Annotated in this window: 13 protein-coding genes and 1 pseudogene; 4 read left to right on the top strand and 10 right to left on the bottom strand. The window is 39.3% G+C overall.

Going from position 1 to position 17534, the window contains the following annotated elements; all coding sequences use genetic code 11:
* Window positions 1-102 precede the first annotated feature (102 nt).
* The 4 genes and pseudogenes from FCR06_RS16445 to FCR06_RS16430 form a co-directional block, all read right to left on the bottom strand.
* Window positions 103-795 carry a manganese catalase family protein gene (locus tag FCR06_RS16445; RefSeq protein ID WP_138501510.1) on the bottom strand — a complete coding sequence of 231 codons (693 nt, stop codon included), beginning with the start codon at window positions 793-795 and terminating at the stop codon, window positions 103-105.
* Between the two features lie 192 nt (window positions 796-987).
* Window positions 988-1191 (bottom strand): annotated as a pseudogene (locus FCR06_RS16440) (GlsB/YeaQ/YmgE family stress response membrane protein).
* Window positions 1192-1753: 562 nt separating this feature from the next.
* The gene (gene hemN / locus FCR06_RS16435) at window positions 1754-3136 is read right to left on the bottom strand and encodes an oxygen-independent coproporphyrinogen III oxidase (RefSeq protein ID WP_138501508.1); all 1383 of its coding nucleotides are present in this window, start codon (window positions 3134-3136) and stop codon (window positions 1754-1756) included.
* Window positions 3137-3223: 87 nt separating this feature from the next.
* A complete protein-coding gene (locus FCR06_RS16430) occupies window positions 3224-3940 on the bottom strand; it encodes a heme oxygenase (biliverdin-producing) (protein WP_138501506.1) in 717 nt (238 codons plus the stop codon).
* 585 nt (window positions 3941-4525) lie between these two features.
* Between FCR06_RS16430 and acsF the strand changes: the two genes are divergently transcribed.
* The gene (acsF, locus tag FCR06_RS16425; protein ID WP_138501504.1) at window positions 4526-5602 is read left to right on the top strand and encodes a magnesium-protoporphyrin IX monomethyl ester (oxidative) cyclase; all 1077 of its coding nucleotides are present in this window, start codon (window positions 4526-4528) and stop codon (window positions 5600-5602) included.
* Window positions 5603-5965: 363 nt separating this feature from the next.
* On the opposite strand, the gene FCR06_RS16420 is transcribed toward acsF, so the two are convergent.
* The gene (locus FCR06_RS16420; RefSeq protein WP_138501502.1) at window positions 5966-8032 is read right to left on the bottom strand and encodes a tetratricopeptide repeat protein; all 2067 of its coding nucleotides are present in this window, start codon (window positions 8030-8032) and stop codon (window positions 5966-5968) included.
* 506 nt (window positions 8033-8538) lie between these two features.
* Window positions 8539-10368, bottom strand: a complete 1830-nt coding sequence (locus FCR06_RS16415; RefSeq protein ID WP_138501500.1) for an aspartate kinase — start codon at window positions 10366-10368, stop codon at window positions 8539-8541.
* A gap of 415 nt (window positions 10369-10783) precedes the next feature.
* On the opposite strand from FCR06_RS16415, the gene FCR06_RS16410 reads away from it, so the two are divergent.
* Together FCR06_RS16410 and FCR06_RS32705 are read left to right on the top strand one after the other, a co-directional pair.
* A complete protein-coding gene (locus FCR06_RS16410) occupies window positions 10784-11056 on the top strand; it encodes a type II toxin-antitoxin system HicB family antitoxin (RefSeq protein ID WP_189523454.1) in 273 nt (90 codons plus the stop codon).
* Window positions 11057-11069: 13 nt separating this feature from the next.
* Entirely contained in the window at window positions 11070-11219 is a 150-nt protein-coding gene (locus tag FCR06_RS32705) for a hypothetical protein (protein WP_223280163.1), read from the top strand.
* A gap of 490 nt (window positions 11220-11709) precedes the next feature.
* Here FCR06_RS32705 and FCR06_RS16405 read toward each other — a convergent pair whose 3' ends face one another.
* The 3 genes from FCR06_RS16405 to FCR06_RS16395 all read right to left on the bottom strand — a co-directional run bounded on the left by FCR06_RS16405 (window position 11710) and on the right by FCR06_RS16395 (window position 16028).
* Window positions 11710-14418, bottom strand: coding sequence for a tetratricopeptide repeat protein (locus FCR06_RS16405; protein WP_138501498.1), 2709 nt, complete (start codon window positions 14416-14418; stop codon window positions 11710-11712).
* Window positions 14419-14493: 75 nt separating this feature from the next.
* Window positions 14494-14883: a hypothetical protein gene (locus FCR06_RS16400; RefSeq protein WP_138501496.1), complete on the bottom strand. Its 390-nt coding sequence runs from the start codon at window positions 14881-14883 to the stop codon at window positions 14494-14496.
* A gap of 215 nt (window positions 14884-15098) precedes the next feature.
* A complete protein-coding gene (locus tag FCR06_RS16395; RefSeq protein WP_138501494.1) occupies window positions 15099-16028 on the bottom strand; it encodes a lysylphosphatidylglycerol synthase domain-containing protein in 930 nt (309 codons plus the stop codon).
* 139 nt (window positions 16029-16167) lie between these two features.
* On the opposite strand from FCR06_RS16395, the gene FCR06_RS16390 reads away from it, so the two are divergent.
* The gene (locus FCR06_RS16390) at window positions 16168-17109 is read left to right on the top strand and encodes an alpha/beta hydrolase (protein ID WP_138501492.1); all 942 of its coding nucleotides are present in this window, start codon (window positions 16168-16170) and stop codon (window positions 17107-17109) included.
* A 124-nt stretch (window positions 17110-17233) separates the two neighbouring features.
* Here the strand turns inward: FCR06_RS16390 and FCR06_RS16385 are convergent, their stop codons facing one another.
* Window positions 17234-17470 carry a 2Fe-2S iron-sulfur cluster-binding protein gene (locus tag FCR06_RS16385; RefSeq protein WP_138501490.1) on the bottom strand — a complete coding sequence of 79 codons (237 nt, stop codon included), beginning with the start codon at window positions 17468-17470 and terminating at the stop codon, window positions 17234-17236.
* Between the last annotated feature and the right edge of the window lie 64 nt (window positions 17471-17534).

Genomic DNA, 17534 nt, shown 5'->3' with positions numbered 1-17534 from the left:
TTAACATCAGCAATCTAACTCAGCACTAGTTCAAAGTTTCCAAGAATCTGCCAAGAAATCTTTGCCGGAAATTAACTTATGGTTTGACTGCAACCTATGGAATTAAGAGTGACTTTCTAATGGATTAGCAATGTATTTAAATGTTGGCTCAGAATTCCAAGGGCCGCGCTCATCTTTACCATTACCGTTTGTTGACAGGTTGTAGTAAAGAGCAACAGTTTCATCTGGTTTAACATTGCCAAAGAATGGATCTGTTAACTTACCCAGTGAATCTAGAGCTTTCATAAACATCTGGGTATGTGAGATTTCGCGTGTTAAAAGGTGGACTAAAGTTTCCTTAGTTCCTTCGTCAGTTGCTAATTTAATCAACGCTTCATATGTTTGACGAGCGCCAGCTTCAGCTGCAATATTCGCTCTCAAATCGCGTACTACATCTCCACCCTCATTCAAGTAATTTGCACTCCAAGCATTTCCTTGACTATCTAGAAAATGAGGTCCTATTCCTCGAACTGCAAAGAGTGTACTCTTATATGCGTCTGTTTGATCGGTATTCTTCGTATGAGCTTCAATCAGTTTACCAACCATTTCTAAATGCCCAAACTCCTCGATCGCAATATCTTGGAGCATGTCTTTGATTCCAGCATTTTCTACATGGAACGATTGAACCCAATATTGCAATGCTGCACTTAATTCTCCAGTAGCTCCGCCAAACTGCTCTAGAAGTAATTGAGCGAAGCGAGGGTTTGCTTCGTTAACATTTACTGCGTGAATAGGATCTTTTTTGTGAAAGAACATAGTTCTAAAATTCCCAAAAATTTGAAAAATGGATCGGCTAACTTGTTATCTCTAATCTCTTTCCCTAGAGCCTATTTGAGATTGCACGTCTTCTCAAATCCTGAATTAGAAGACAAATAAAACTCAGCGGTCATTCGATGATTAGTAATTAGCAATCAATGATTAGACATTACTACTTCTTCTGATGAGTCACTATAGGTAGATGGCAACGAGCGCGCCAAGGGCAGCTACTAAAATCTCAAGAATTGTTAAGTCAGCACCAGCGGAAGTAATTTGCAGTGTTCCAGTTTCCAGTAAACTAAATAAACTACCACCAATGATACCTAAAATCATTGTGGAAAGAATTCCACCACCTTAATAACCAGGATAAATAGCTTTAGCGATTGCACCTGCCAATAGACCTAAAACTACTCAAGCAATAATACTCATAATTGATAATTACCTCATCCAGCTGACCTGCATCTAATCTATCAACCTTGATTCACAATTCTTTCTATCACATGGGGTAAATGCTGAATCCAAAAGTTAGAGTAAAGAGTTAATATCAATATTTGATGAATGTTAGTATTTTTCTAAAAATTAACCTCAAGAATTTTTTTTACTCAAATTAAAAACAATTTCAATTTAGACTCAATAACTACAGCAGATTTGTACAAGGTAAAGTAAAGAACGATTCTTACCAAAGCAAAATCTCAACCTTGTCTTACTTCCCAATTATGCTGTTAACGGACATTTCTCATCTAATTAATTTATCTTGTATTGTATCTATCTGAAGATGTAATCATTTTATCTAACTTTTTGGAGATGAATCAATAATATTTGCATTCTCATAATTTTTATATAAAAGCTGAATATATGATATTGAGATGAAAAATTAGATTCCCAACTTTTTTAAAAAGTTAGGAGTCTCAAGAAAGCAAAAATTCATAAATAAAATTGCTATAACTTGGTAGCTATTTTAAATTGCCCGAGAGAATTTTGAATCTCGACTTCTTGTATGGCTATCAAAAATGACGGCAATATTTCTTACTAGTAATCTACCAATGTCTGTGATTTGAATATAATTTTTTGATAAATTCACTAGTCCATCAGCTTCTAGTGGTTTCAAAGCTTCTAATTCCTCAAAGAAATATTCATCAAAACTAATATGATACTTGTTTTCCAGGTCTTGCTTATGCAGTTGAAAATGAGACATGATAGACATGATTGCATCTCGTCTGATGATGTCATTTTGAGTCAGCTTGATACCTTTACTAATAGGTAAATCACCTGCTGTAAGTGCCTGATAATAGTCCTTTAATTCTTTGTAGTTTTGAGCATAGGCATCTTCTAGCATACTGATGGATGTGGCACCAAAACCAAAAAGTTCTGTTTCCGCGTGGGTAGTATAACCCTGGAAATTACGCTTGAGAGTGCCATTGCGTTGAGCGATCGCTAGTTCGTCATTAATTTTAGCAAAATGATCCATTCCAATAAATAGATATTGGTTATTTGTCAATTCTTCAATGGTCATTTTTAGAATGTCTAACTTTTCCTCAGCTGAGGGTAGGGCTTCTTGAGAAATATTTTTTTGTGTCGGTTTTAGCCAGGGTACATAGGCAAAATTAAAAACAACAATTCGGTCAGGGTCTAATTCGATAGTCTTTTTTATCGTCTCTCGAAATGTTTGGCGGGTTTGATAAGGTAAACCATAAATTAAGTCTACATTCACGCTTTCAAACTTCGCTTCTTTAATCCAACTCATGACATCAAACAACATTTCTTCAGGCTGGACGCGATTCACAGCTACTTGAACTTGACGATTAAAATCTTGAATGCCAAAACTAATCCGATTAAATCCAAGATGTTTGAGAAAGAAAATATAGTTTCTATCGATGTAGCGAGGATTAATTTCAATTGAGATTTCTGCTTGTGGATCGATAGTAAAGTAACGGTTGATATTTTTCCATAAAACTTCTACTTGGTCGCGTTCCAAATAGTTAGGAGTACCACCACCCCAGTGAATTTGCAGTACCTTTCTTTGTGAATCGATTAAGGCTGCGGTATTTTTAATGTCTTGAATCAAATACTCCAAATAAGGTTTAGCAATATTCTTATTGTTAGAAATTACTGTGTTACAACCACAGAAGTAGCAAGCACTTTGGCAAAAGGGAATGTGGAAATACAAAGAAAGAGGAGTTTTGCGTTGATTCGAGGCGGCGATCGCAGCTTTAAAATCAGTTTGGGTGAATGTTTCGTTTAACTCTGTAGCGGGTGGGTAGCTGGTATATCTCGGTGCGCGAGTGTCATATTTTTGAATCAAATCCAAATCAAATTTGACACCAGGTAATAGAAAAACCATTGAGTTACTTTCCAATAAATGTGTGAAGAGATGAGGGGATGGGGGAGAAATAACTAACTACCCAATGACAAATAACCAATGACAAAATTAGTTAGCGGCAATGATTTCGGTGCTATCTGGGTTTTGGGAACCAGTTAAGTTATTAAACAGAACTTGACCTAGTGCTTTAATTAAATTTCCTTCTAGTTCTTGAGCCATCTGTAAATTTAACGCAAAGGCATTATTGGCTTCTGCAACAATTCGTTCTGCTGTAGCATCATCAATAGGTAGTTCATTTAATACCTGACGATACTTATCTTTAAATGCCTTTTTATCAGGAATTTGCTCAAAATTATAGAAGGATGTGCCTTCGTAGCCAGAAAGCTTTAGGGCTGATTGAGCAACTTTTTGTAGCATTTGACCCCCAGAGAGGTCGCCCATGTAGCGAGTGTAAGTATGACCTAGCAATAAAACCGGATCGTTAGCAGAAATTTCCCGAATGCGGTCAATGTATGTCTGAGCAGCAGATGAAGGGGTGAGTTTGTTTCTCCAATTATCTCCATAATAAAACATCATGTCTTTTTCGAGCGCAGCTTGGCGATTCAGTTCGGGAAAATAAACTGCACTAATCGCAGGATGGTCTATATGGCTTACTATAGCTGCTTCTAGTTCGCTGTATATGTAATATAAGTTACTTAAGAACTTAGCGAAGCAGTCTTTATCTACAACTCCTTTGAGAAAACATTTCATAAATCCCACATTTTCCGCTGATGTGTGGGCTTGTTGAGTTCCAGAGCGCAGTTTGATGGCGAGATTGTTACTCATTGTTGCTTCCTTGAGGTTCAAGTACAAGGTTTTCAGGCAGTCATCACTCACGATGCCTGCCAGTATCAGAGTTAAAAGATTGTTATTCTAGATTTAGAAAGGATCTGCATCACTCTATCCAGCAAGTACCATTGCCGATGTAGACCCCAGCTATTTTTATTTCTCATAAGATTATTTAACTATTAATATTTGCATAACTATTAAGTTATTAAAATTTTTTTAGATTTGAGGAGTTAGGAGTTTGAATATACAATTCCTATCTCTAACTAAGCTGTAAAACCAGAAAGTTTGCATGTTTTTGCTGATAGGGTGATGGGGAGAGGAATTGAGCAATTAAGCAACAATCCTAAATATGCAAGTTAAATGTCGAACAGCTTACTTCCGATATGAAAAGGTATAACTTGCATCCAATAATGGTTTATTAAGTTTCTTGCTTAACAGATTTTCATTAAGCAAAATGAATACAAGCAATCGCTGTCAATCTGTTCATTTCTGACAATTTGCTTTCAATAATTTAACTGATGTCTATTAATAATCATATATGCTTATATAACTTGTAAGGCATTAAATAATAAAAGGATTCCTATGGTTAAGTCTCTAGAAACCCCGGAACCTGGGTTGTTGAAACCAGGCGTAAAAGCGCCTGTTCAAGAAACATTATTAACACCCAGGTTTTACACTACTGACTTTGAGGCGGCGGCGCAGTTAGATATTTCGCCACAGGAGGAGGAGTTACAAGCAATTGTCGAGGAGTTACGAGCAGATTATAATCGGCATCATTTTGTACGTGATGAAGAATTTAAGCAATGCTGGGATCATATTGATGGGGAAACACGCCTCGCTTTTATTGACTTTTTAGAACGTTCTTGTACCTCAGAGTTTTCGGGATTTTTGCTATTTAAAGAATTATCGCGCCGTCTGAAAAATCGTAATCCGATTCTGGCAGAAGCATTTAATTTTATGGCACGAGATGAGGCACGCCACGCAGGATTTTTAAATAAGTCAATGACAGATTTTAATCTTTCCCTTGACTTAAGTTATTTAACCAAAAATCGCACTTATACCTTCTTTCCACCAGAGTGGATTATTTACGCAGTTTACTTGTCCGAAAAAATTGGTTATTGGCGCTATATTTTAGTGTATCGTCATCTGCAAAAACATCCAGAACACCAAATTTATCCCCTGTTCCGTAAGTTTGAGAGTTGGTGTCAGGATGAAAATCGACATGGAGATTTTTTCAAAGCGCTGCTGCGATCGCAACCCCAACTATGGAACAATTGGAAAGCTAGATTGTGGGTACGGTTCTTTTTATTGAGTGTGTTTGCTACTCACACTTTGACAGTATTTGAACGGGCAAAATTCTATCAATCCATTGGTATTGACCCACGAGAATATAATACCAGAGTTATTCAAGAGACAAATAATACCGCCGCCCGGGCATTTCCTCTGACTTTGAATACAAATCACCCTGACTTTTTCCGGCGGTTAGAGCAGTGTTCTGACCTTAATCTCAAGCTAGCAGAGATTAACAATAGCAATCGTCCAAAGATTGTTAAGTTCTGCCAAAAATTACCTCTGATAGCTTCCATAGTTGGGCATTTGTTGCAGATTTACTTAATCAAAGCCGTTGATGCGGAATCATTGAGAGGAACAGTTCATTAACTGTAGTCATATTTCATTTGAATGAGGTACGCGCTAAGGTAGCACACTTGTGCTACCCCACTCTATACAAAATTCCTAATATAACGGGTGCGGAAATAAACAGACCATTCAAAATAGCGCAAAAGCCAAAAATACAATTCTTTTGACACTTCGACTTCGCTCAGTGTAAACTTTTGACTTCCAAGGTAGCAGTATTAGTACAGCAGAGCGGAAATAAACCAACTATTTTAAATGTCTGAAACCCTTGCCAACAGATATAGCAGGAGGCAGAACTATTATTATTCCTAGCATTCATGCTTGTMATATGTCCTAAAGAGTATGACTACGCCTATAATTATCAATTACGAATTACCCCTTGTGGTACTAGTCCCTAGTTCCTTTTTTTTCTCTTTTTCCAGACTTAGGACGAGTAGTTGTTGTTAGTGCAGACTTATTTTGCAAAATTGCAATTTCTCTATAGGTATCTTGATAACTATCTTTTTCTCCTTGCTGTTGGAATAATTTTGCAGCTTTTTGAAAATCTGCGATCGCTCCCTGTTTATTTTTCTGCTTGGCGCGAATTACACCCCGATTATAATAGGCTAAGGCATAGTTTTTATCAATGGCGATCGCTTGGGAATAATCCTGATTTGCAGCTTTTTTATTTCCGAGTTCGAGATAGGCGTTACCACGATTATTATAAGTTGCTGCATCATTAGGATTTAGTTTTATTGCTTCAGTGTAATCTTCAATAGCACCTTTATAATCTCCAAACGAAAAGTAGTGAATACCTCGGTGAATGTAAGCATCAATAAATTTTGGATCGAGCTTTAAAATAGTATTGTAATCTTCAGTAGCTTCTATTTTGTTTCCTAAGTCACTGTAAATATCACCACGAGTTAAATAAGCTTCTATATATTTGGGATTGATATTAATTGCATTTGAATAATCTTGCAGTGCTGCATATTTTTGCTTATTAATAACTTGAGTTAGACCCCTTTGATAATAGGCTCTGGCATCACTAGGATTAATCTTAATTATGGCATCAAAATCTTGGATTGCTGCTTGCTTGAGTTGGAGGCGACGGCGGAGAATACCACGTTGTAAATAGGCATCCGTATATTCAGGTTTGATGGCGATCGCTTTAGTAAAATCTCCTAGTGCCCCTTTACGATCCTTAAGCTGAAAGCGTGCTAATCCCCGACCATAATAAGCGTATGCATCCTGAGAATTTAACTTAATCGCTTGGGTATAGTCAGCGATCGCTTCTTTATATTTGGCTAATTCATACAAAGCAAATCCTCGGTCATAATAAGCATTAGCATCTTGAGGATTGAGCAAAATTGCTTGACTAGAGTCTGCTTGTGCTTGTTCATAGTCTCCTAATCGATAATAAGCATCGCCTCGCTTATTGTAAGCCAAAGCATTTTGCGGTTCTAATTCAATCAGTTGATTAAAATCTTTAACTGCTCCTTCATAATTTCCTTCATCATATTTATTTAGTCCTTCTTGATACAATTCTTTTTGAGGATTATTTTCAAATTTTGATAACTGGAAAAACCACGCAGCAACAGCAAGTGTAATACAACCAGTTATCCCTGCCATCACTATGAATATTTTTTTTTGATGCTGCTTTTGCTGATACTCAAGATTTGTTAAATTTTTCAAATCATCTAAAACTTCAGTTGCATATTGGTAACGCTTTCGATAATCAATGCGTACCATTTTATTGATAATTTTTGCTAATTTTATATTAATTTTTAAATTTTTATTTGGCCAAATAATTTCACCTGTTAGCCGATTTTTCTGGCTTCGCAAATTAGATATTTCGTTTGTTGTTAAACCCAAAAGTGCAGCGATCGCAACTATACCTAAAGCATAAATATCACTGTTGTACTTCAGGTTACCGCTCATCTGTTCCACAGGCAGATATTCAGTATTATCAACAGTATTGATAGCTTCATTAACAGTAGAAAAATCAACTAAAACCAACTTTTTATCTGATTCTCGGCGAATAATATTTGCTGGTTTAATATTTTGATGAATCACGCCTGAGGTATGTATAGATACCAAAATTTCTAAGATTTCTGTTAAAAGATTAATTACTTGGTCTTCTCTGAGAGGTTGTCCTGGTAAAATTTCGTCAGTTAAAGGATTACCGGCAATAAATTCTTGGACTAGATAAAATTCTTCATTTTCTTCAAAATAGCCAACTAGCTTCTGAATTTGGCTATGTTCCTGGCCTAATTTTTTTAAAGTTGCTACCTTACTGGTAAACAAATGCTGTAGGATTGTTAAATTTTGGGGATTGTTACTAGTAGAACGTAACTGCTTAACTACGTATCGACTACCAGAAAAATTAACATCTTCCACTAGATAGTTTTTTATTTTTTCCTGATAATTGAGAACTTTTATTATTTGGTAGCGTCCATCCAGAAATTTACTACTCATCAATATAAATACAAAATATAATCTTATATTTTCCGTAAGTCTTTGATAGTATTATACGTATGATTATTGGTAATTTTAAAATAAAATAAATTTATTACCATAAAAATTAATGCTATTTTGGCATGTAAAATTTCTGAGAACCCATTAATATATATTTTTTTATTGTTAACAAAAATATTATGGGTTGAATACTGATATTGATTTATTTTGGCGTGATTTAGCTCATGATTTAATGCGCTTCAAGCCTGGTATACTACTTTATTTTCATCAACATTTACGTGCTATAGTTCTTATCCAGTCTGCGTTATAGCTTTTTTGTCAGCCATTCATTAAGGTCTGTCCCTCTGGGATTCATAGAGGGACAGTTTTGCGTAGTAAAACCTCTTAGAGGTTTTTTGATTGAGTAAATTGGGCAGACAATATATGAGCCATTGAATTCAGGTTAATTTATTTTTTGGAAGTCCCCAAAGACATAAATACAAGTCTGTTGAAGACTTGAGATTAACTTATGCTGGGACTACAAATTTCTGACTACCAGCCAAACCAAAGGCGGAATGAATAGCTTGTAAAGCTTTAACACCTTGCTCTTGTGCGACGACACAGCTAATTTTGATTTCTGAAGTAGCAATCATTTGAATATTGATTTGTTGTTGGGCTAAGGCTTCAAACATTTTAGCGGCAACACCTGGTTGTCCTACCATACCTGCACCGACAATACTCACTTTGGCGATCGCATTATCTAAAACAACTTCACCCCATCCCAATTCTGCTGTTACTTGAGTGAGCAATTGTTTTGCATTTTCTCCATCCATCCGTGAGACTGTAAAAGCAATATCTCGTCTGGGAACACCATCAATTACCCGACAACGCTGAGATTGGATAATCATATCAACGCTGATGTTATATCGCGCTAATAATCCAAACAACTTCGCCGCCATTCCCGGCCGATCTGGTAATTGGCGAATCGCAAGACGCGCTTGCTTTAAGTCAAGGGCAACACCACGGACGGGAGGACAATTTGGCAGAGGGGCAGAGGTGTGTGTTTCCTGTGTTTGCTTACTTTGCTGCTCCCTTGCTTCGATTTCAAATGCTGTACTCAGTGCAGTAACGGCACGATCGCATTGTGCTGCATCTACTACGCAGCTGACTTTGACTTCGCTGGTGGAAATCATCTGTATATTGATGCCAGCTTCGGCTAAGGTGGCAAACATCTTTGCAGCTATACCAGGACGCCCAATCATACCCGCGCCTGCAATGCTGACTTTGGCAATCTTTTGTTCTACCATTACCTCGGCTTCATCAGATTTGGGGTTGGATTTACTCCTCAGGGCTGGGGCGATCGCCGCTGCTACTGCTTCGGCTCGTTTTAAAATTGGTGTAGTAACGGTAAAAGCAATGTCATTACTGTTACCTTCGTGGATTGATTGAATAATCAAATCTACGTCTACTTTTTGACGGGCAATTTCCCCAAATAAACTTGCTGCTACACCTGGTTTGTCAGGAACGCGCAATAGAGCTACCTTTGCTTGGTCTGTGTCAAATTCTACATGGTCTACTGGACGGGCAATTTCTAAGTTGATTAGCGATCGCCCTTGGGGTTTAGCTGATGTTACCCAAGTACCTGGGTCATCTGTCCAGCTAGACCTGACTACCAGGGGAACACCGTAATTCCGAGCAATTTCCACAGCGCGGGGATGCAACACTTTTGCTCCTAAGCTAGCTAGTTCCAGCATTTCATTGCAAGTGATAGCATCAATTAACTGAGCTTCGGGAACTAAGCGGGGGTCTGTAGTTAAAATCCCTGGAACATCTGTATAAATTTCACAGAAACTTGCTTGTAATGCTGCTGCCAGTGCTACTGCTGAAGTGTCAGAACCACCACGTCCCAAAGTTGTAATTTCCATTTCTCCGGCACTTGATATGCCTTGAAAACCAGCTACTACAACTACTTTTCCTGCTGTGAGGTGGCGAGTTACGCGAGTAGTTTCAATATGTAAAATCCGAGCGCGGCTGTGTTCTGCTTCGGTAACAATTCCTACTTGAGCGCCAGTCATAGAAATTGCTGGTTGTCCGAGTTCCTGCAATGCCATACTGAGTAAGGCAATGGTTACTTGTTCGCCAGTGGAAAGCAGCATATCCATTTCCCGGCGGTTAGGATTTGGCGAAATTTCATTAGCTAGTTTGACGAGTCCATCAGTGGTTTTGCCCATTGCCGAAACCACTACAACCAGAGAGTTTCCAGCTTTGACAGTTTTGTAGACGCGCTGTGCAACAGCCTGAATGCGTTCGACTGAACCGACAGATGTACCACCGTATTTCTGAACTATGAGCGCCATAACTTTGAGTCAATTAATTGTGTCTGTTTTGCTCAATGCTCCCGCCGGGTTAGGAAGCGTTGAAGGTATTAATAAATATTTAGTTTACTAACTTATCAGAATCAATTGACACAAATTGATGTTTTGTCAGAAATATTTTGGACACATGGCTAATTTTATTCGTCAACAGTCAAAGTGAAATCCCATCCCCTTTTAAGAGTGGGATGAGTTAGATGTTAAGGATTACCTACCGAATAGTGCGATCGCCTGTTCAAGTCTCATTTTAGCTATATGCCAAGCTGTTCAGAGTTTGTGGGGTGTGGGGAACGACGCTTAAAAGGCGTGGGATTGAAATCAGAATATTTAACCGAGGTGAACCGTCAGAGTCATCAATTTATTAACGTAAGATTAAACTGGTAGCACAACGCAAGATTTCATGACAATAAGGTTTATTCTGAGCGACTATGTTGACGGAGCGATCGCCCAAGCAGTTTATGACAAGTTAGAAGATGGTACATTTGCAGGTAGAATTCCTCTTTGCAAAGGAGTGATAGCCTTTGCATCGACTTTGCGAGAGTGTGAGGATGAATTACATTCAACACTGGAAGACTGGATTTTGCTTGGGTTAAAGTTGGGACATTCTCTACCAGTAATTGATAATATTGACCTCAACAAGGAGCCGACTCTTGAGCCGATGGATACCCTGTAAGCGTAGTGATTTTGTGAATAAATTACGACGGATTGGGTTTGAGGGGGCTTATTCTGGAACAAGACATCAGTTTATGATTTACGGTGAATATCGCCTAACTCTTCCCTCTAATGATGAGTATTCTGTACCACAATTGCAGATGATGGATGATTCGAGAAGTTGAGGTGATTTTAGAACGGTAAATCACATTAGAAGAATGGAATAGCCTTTAAGATTTGCCGAGAAGCGATGTCTACAACGGGCTACGCCTACGCTTTTCTTTCGGCTCAATGATATACCAAAATGAATGCGTGAATTACTCAAATGAGTAAGCAAACTGAGGTTTGAGAAAGTAAAAGCTGCTTTTGCTTGCGGAAAACACCAAAATGAGAAAGCAAACTGGGGTTTGAGAAAGTAAAAGCTTATTTTGCTTGCGGAAAACACCAAAATGAGAAAGTAAAAGCTGCTTTTGAGTAAGTAAAAGCTTATTTTGCTTACGGAAAACACCAAAATGAGAAAGCAAACTGGGGTTTGAGAAAGTAAAAGCTGTTTTTGAGAAAGTGAAAGCTCATTTTGAGTAAGTCAAATTGCATTTTTACTTAGTTCAATATAAATTTTCATCTAGGTGATCGCTCCTTCAAGTTTTATCATGGTATTTTTGGTACAAAACTTGCCTATTCTTGATTTGAGGCAAGGCGATCGCGAAGATTTGCCAGATTTTCACGAAGAATAACCATATGAGGATGATTCACTCCTAACCGTCGCTCACAAATTTCTAAAGCTTGCAGGTATAGGGGTTCGGCTTCGCTATATTTTCCTTGGAAATAGTAGAGACATGCCAGGCTATTGAGGCTAGTGATAATATCTGGATGTGATTCTCCTAGCAGGTGTCGCCTTTGTTCCAAAGCATGTAGGTAAAAGGGTTCGGCTTCGCTATATTTTCCTTGGGAATAGTAGAGTTCTCCCAGGTTGTAAAAGCTATTGGCAACATCTGGATGTGACTCTCCTAACAAGTGTTGCCTTTGTTTTAAAGCTTGTAGGTAAAGGGATTCGGCTTCACTGTATCTGCTTTGGGAATTGTAAAGTATCGCCAAGTTATTAAGGCTAGTGGCAACACTTGGATGTGGCTCTCCCAGCAGGCTTGGTATTAGTTCCAAAGCTTGTAGGTACAAGGGTTCGGCTTCGCTATATTTTCCTTGGGAGTAGTAGAGTGTAGCCAGGTTGTTGAGGCTTAGTGCTACATGTGGATGTTCTTCTCCCAGTAAGTTTCGCCTGAGTGCCAAAGCTTGCAGGTACAGGGGTTCGGCTTCGCTGTATCTTCCTTGGGAGTAGTAGAGTGTAGCCAGGTTGTTGAAGCTTAGTGCTACATGTGGATGTTCTTCTCCCAGCAAGTGTCGCCTGAGTGCCAAAACTTGTAGATACAAAGGTTCGGCTTCGCTGTATCTTCCTTGCGAACAGTAAAGTTTTCCCAGGTTATTGAAGCTTAGTGCTACATCTGGATGTTCTTCTCCAAGCAAGTGTCGTCTGAGTGCCAAAGCTTGCAGGTACAGGGGTTCGGCTTCAGTGTATCTTCCTTGCGAACAGTAGAGTGTAGCCAGGTTGTTGAGGCTTAGTGCTACATTAGGGTGTGACTCTCCCAGTTGGTATCGTGTTAGTTTCAAAGCTTGTAGGTACAAAGGTTCGGCTTCGCTGTATTTTCCTTGTGAGTCGTAGAGTGCTGCCAGGTTGTTGAGACTTAGTGCTACATCTAAATGTTCTTCTCCCAGTAAGTATCGCCTGAGTGCCAAAGCTTGCAGGTACAGGGGTTCGGCTTTTCCGTATTTTCCTTGAGAGAAGTAGAGATTGGCTAGGTTATTGAGGCTAGTGGCAACATCTAGATGTTCTTCCGCTAGCAGGCGTAGCCTAAGTGTCAAAGCTTGCAGGTACAGGGGTTCGGCTTCACTATATCTTCCCTGGGAATAATAAAGACACGCCAGGTTGTTGAGGCTTATTGCTACATCTGGATGTTCTTCTCCCAGTAAGTATCGCCTGAGTACCAAAGCTTGCACAGACAGAGCTTCGGCTTCGCTGAATTTTCCTTGGGAATGGTAGAGTTCTGCTAGGTTGTTGATGCTAATGGCAACAAGTGAATGTTCCTGTCCCAAACGCTTTTTAGTTACCTCTAGACACTGCTTATACCAGGGTAAAGCCTGGTCATACAATCCCTGACCTTCGTAAAATCGAGCGTTGCCGATGAATGACAAAAGTAAATCTTCATCGCTAACGTATTGAATGAGATTGTTCGCTACTTCTGCTAAGTGAGGTATGGCGAGGGTGACATCGTTGATTTGCTCAAGGGTAGGTGAGTGAGGAATATCTTTAGCAACTGCTATCATTACACGGCAAAAACTTCGCTTAAATTCCTCTGCTTGTTTTAAACCTGTAAGCTTATATTGAAAAAACTCTCTCAACAGTGGATGCAATTGATAGATTCCCTCACCTTTGCGCTGGAGTAAATGCAGATTCAGCAAGCTATCGTCTCTAATTTTTTCTAAATCTTCGACATCTTCCTCTGGTAAACACTGTTCTACCAACTTCCAGGGTATGGGTGCGGCAGCAAATAAACTCAATAAACAGCCCAATTGCTTATCATCGTCTTCTAGTTCTTGCCAACTCAACTCAAAGGCTGCTAACACACCTCGTTGTGCTGTCATGTCGGCTTCCGACTTACATTTAGACAGAGAACGCTCATCTAGTCGCTTGTTCTCCAACCGCCGCAACATTTGTGCTAAAGATAAATCCTGTTTCCGCGCCAGATAGCGCCCCACTAATTCCACACCCAAAGGTAAATATCCCAGCCACTTACACAACTGATTTGCTAAACCTAATTCTCGCTCAATTCGCTCTGGTGTTTCTTTGAGTAAAGACCTCAACAACTCCAGCGCCACGCCTGGTTGCAGCACATCTAAAGATAACTGTGCGATACGTCCCAAGTTTTGGCGTGTAGTCATCAACACTTTAAACCGAGAAGATGACGACGGTAGATAAGGCTTAAGTTGCTCGTAGTCGCTGACATCATCCAGCACTAGCAGCACCTCACCCTCACACCAACGCCGCCAACAATATTGCACTTGGGCGAGTATATCAAAATCTTCTGGTGGATTTAAATCAAGCTGCGTTCTGGCAAACTGCACAACTTGAATGCCYACATCCCCAGTTTTTGCCAGCAACCAGCAAAGCCCGCCGTTATATATTTCGCGCTTGTTGATGGCATATTGCAGGGCGAGTTCTGTTTTCCCAACTCCACCCATCCCAGCAATAGCTGCAATAGCTACTTGTTTATTATCTTGCAAAAGTTGGTGGAGATTTTGCAATTCTTTTTCACGTCCAACAAATTCCACCACCCCACTCRGGGGCAAATTTTGCGGTATTTCAGTAGAAAGATTTGACCTTACCCGTTCCCCTTCGGGCGGCTGTAGTCAGAAGTTAAAAGTTTGGGTTCGGTTGTCATGAGAAACATTCCCGACATTCCCGCCATAATTTTTATCAACTGTGTTTGTAAAATTCTGGATAATAGCGGGTTGAGATTTTACAGCATCCGCCACCGTCTCGACAGCTTGAGCAATTTCCGGGTCTTTGTTTGCCGCTTGTTCTACTTGCTCAACCAGATGCGCTTGACCATAATCTAAAGGTTGTGTTTGAGCCAGTTCTATTGCATTGGCTGTATTGGGTTGTTTGCGCTTCAAGAGTAATAATAACTTTTCACCTTCCTGCCAAGCCTTTTCGCCGATGGTTTCACCAGTTTTTTCAAAGGCTTTAGTGATGACCAAGGTGGCGATCGCAGCTGCTGTCAGTGATACTGGCTCCATAAATTCGCCAAAATATACGAAATTTTACTTATGGTTCTCAGTCTAACAGCCTCTAAACAAGTGATGAAGAACAACTAACAAAATAAATTATCAAAAAATCAAGGAACGACTCCCAACAAAACCTCTGCGTCCCTTTGCGCTTACTTCTGCCTCCCTACCCTGCGGGAAGGCGTTCGCGTAGCGTCTTGTAGAGAAGCGCCTATGCGTTAAAAAACCTAATCCCTGACTCTAAATTTAATTTCATAGATTCCCAGCAAACCTGCCGCAATTAGCAAAGGTAAAAAATAATATACACCACGATAAGCTAACAGCGAACCCAAAACCGCCGCTGCCGAAACTTTTGATGATAAAAACAGCAAAATTATAGTTTCAAATACTCCCAAACCCCCAGGAACATTACTAACAACACCTGCAAACATCGCTAGTAAGTAGATTCCCAAAAAGTCCAGATAGGACAAAGATATCTTAGGAAGCACAGCATAAAGAACTGCCGCCGCCAGAATCCAGTCCAGACTAGAAATTGCAATTTGAGCCAGGGATATTTTAAAACAAGGAAATAGAAATTCTTGACCACGAATTATTAATGGTTGTTTAATAACAATACTTCCAAGTAAATAAGCAGTAACTAATAACAGAAAAATTACACCGATAGGACGCACAGTGGCAAAAGGTAAATGTAATTGAGTAGGAATCTCCAGGGGGTTGATCAGAAATAACAAACCTGCAACAGCAAACATCCCCAACCAAAAAGTAAAATTAGCAAAAGCAATTATTTGAGCGATCGCCACTGCTGAGACTCCCCAATTAGCATAAAATCGATAACGGATAGCACTGCCAGTCAGTAAAGCAAAACCTATCGTATTGCTAAATGCAGAACTAATAAAGCTAGTGAAAGCAATTTTGTTCCAGTTCAGAGAACGATTAATGTAGTTAAAACCCAAAATATCATACCCAATCATCACTAGATAGCCCAAAGCTGTCAGCAAAATTGCCCAGCTTAAGCGACTCTTGGGAATTACTGCTAAAGAGTTGAGGATATCACGATAATTATACTCATGCAATTCGTGAGCGATCGCCCATAAAGAAAGCACCAGCAGCAGCAAGCCAAACAAAGAACTAAAATTAAGTCGCAGCTTTTTGAGCATCCTACTAAAGAAACTTATTCTAACTCTTGATTTTTAACTTACAACCAGTCGTACAGTTTCCATCGTGTTGACACAGCATTGACAAATTACTTGCATAAACTTTTGATTGCTAGCACTAACTGCCCAATGCACTTTAAAGATGAACTATAAACAATTGAAAATGTTCTTGTTACTTTCGGTATTAACTCTATTTAGCTGTAATTTATCCCAAAGTGTCGTCGCCAAACCACTGCTACAGCAAAACTTACAAACAACGCCTTCCCTTGTTCAATCCCAGCCGAATGCTAGCAACTTGGCAACTCCCCTCAGCTATAAAATTGAAACTTACAACAGTCAAGTCATGGGTGGAAGTCGTACCTACGGCGTTTCTTTACCCCCTGGTTATCAGCAAAACCCAAAACGAAGCTATCCTGTAATCTTTCTTCTCCACGGAGGCCATGGCGATCCCACTGCTTGGTTTGCTGAAAATAAAGGACAAGCTGTCAAAACTCTCCAAGAACTTTATACTACAGGGAAGTTGCCACCTAGCATAATTATTACACCAGATGGCAACGACAAACGCGGCTCTAGTCCCTATCGAGATCCTGAATATATCGATGGACCTAACGGTAAAGTCTCCACAGCCGTAGGCAATGAATTAGTAAAAGTTATACAAAGCCGTTATCGTACACTACAAAACCCAGATTTTTGGGCGATAGGTGGTTTATCTTCTGGTGGTTGGGGTGCAGTTAATGTAGGATTACACAATCTGAATAATTTCTCAATTTTATTTAGTCATAGTGGTTATTTTGAAGATAAAAGTGGCCCCACAAATAGCCCATTATTTTATATTAAAACTATTCCTCTACAAGCCCAAAAAAAGTTGAGAATCTATCTAGATTCTGGTAAATCAGATACAGAAGAAATCAAGGAAGCCGAAAAATTTTCTCAAGTACTAGACAAACTAAAAATTTACCATTCATTCCGTGAGTTTCCAGGCAGTCATACTTGGAAATATTGGCGGGAACATTTAGCTGATTCTTTGACATTTGTCGGTGAACAATTCAGATTGTCAGAGATAAAAATAGGACGTAAACAATAGGTAAAAAATTTTTATTGCTCCTACCATCTGGATTTTAGGCTAAAAAACACAAAATCACTCAGGGAAGCTGAGCAAAAATATTAGGTGCATCTTCATGGAGAGTTGGTATTAGAGGGTTAACAAACTACCAAGTTGGGTCACTAAACAAATTAATTGTTAATTCCTCGCGTGCTGGTATCACCGTGATACAAGCACGGATATTGTCTCCATTTTCTAATTCCACGCTGCAAGCGTAACAAGATCCCATCAGACAACCAGTGGGAATAAATACTCCAGCCCGGTCTGCTACATCCAAAAGGGCTTCTCCTACTTCGGCGTCTACTGTGACATCATCTGGTAGAAATCGGACACGAACAATCATCAATCTTACGCTTTTGATTTAGTGTTGTCATTTGTCATTTGTCTAAAGCAAATGACCAATGACA

It is taken from the genome of Nostoc sp. PA-18-2419 (assembly GCF_005869855.1).
Taxonomy (GTDB): domain Bacteria; phylum Cyanobacteriota; class Cyanobacteriia; order Cyanobacteriales; family Nostocaceae; genus Nostoc.
This window is presented reverse-complemented; position numbering and strand designations above follow the sequence as displayed.

Coding starts and splice junctions, on each gene's coding strand:
- FCR06_RS16445 (WP_138501510.1), bottom strand. CDS start 795: ATGTTCTTTCACAAAAAAGATCCTATTCACGCAGTAAATGTTAACGAA.
- hemN (WP_138501508.1), bottom strand. CDS start 3,136: ATGGTTTTTCTATTACCTGGTGTCAAATTTGATTTGGATTTGATTCAA.
- FCR06_RS16430 (WP_138501506.1), bottom strand. CDS start 3,940: ATGAGTAACAATCTCGCCATCAAACTGCGCTCTGGAACTCAACAAGCC.
- acsF (WP_138501504.1), top strand. CDS start 4,526: ATGGTTAAGTCTCTAGAAACCCCGGAACCTGGGTTGTTGAAACCAGGC.
- FCR06_RS16420 (WP_138501502.1), bottom strand. CDS start 8,032: ATGAGTAGTAAATTTCTGGATGGACGCTACCAAATAATAAAAGTTCTC.
- FCR06_RS16415 (WP_138501500.1), bottom strand. CDS start 10,368: ATGGCGCTCATAGTTCAGAAATACGGTGGTACATCTGTCGGTTCAGTC.
- FCR06_RS16410 (WP_189523454.1), top strand. CDS start 10,784: ATGACAATAAGGTTTATTCTGAGCGACTATGTTGACGGAGCGATCGCC.
- FCR06_RS16400 (WP_138501496.1), bottom strand. CDS start 14,883: ATGGAGCCAGTATCACTGACAGCAGCTGCGATCGCCACCTTGGTCATC.
- FCR06_RS16395 (WP_138501494.1), bottom strand. CDS start 16,028: ATGCTCAAAAAGCTGCGACTTAATTTTAGTTCTTTGTTTGGCTTGCTG.
- FCR06_RS16390 (WP_138501492.1), top strand. CDS start 16,168: ATGAACTATAAACAATTGAAAATGTTCTTGTTACTTTCGGTATTAACT.
- FCR06_RS16385 (WP_138501490.1), bottom strand. CDS start 17,470: ATGATTGTTCGTGTCCGATTTCTACCAGATGATGTCACAGTAGACGCC.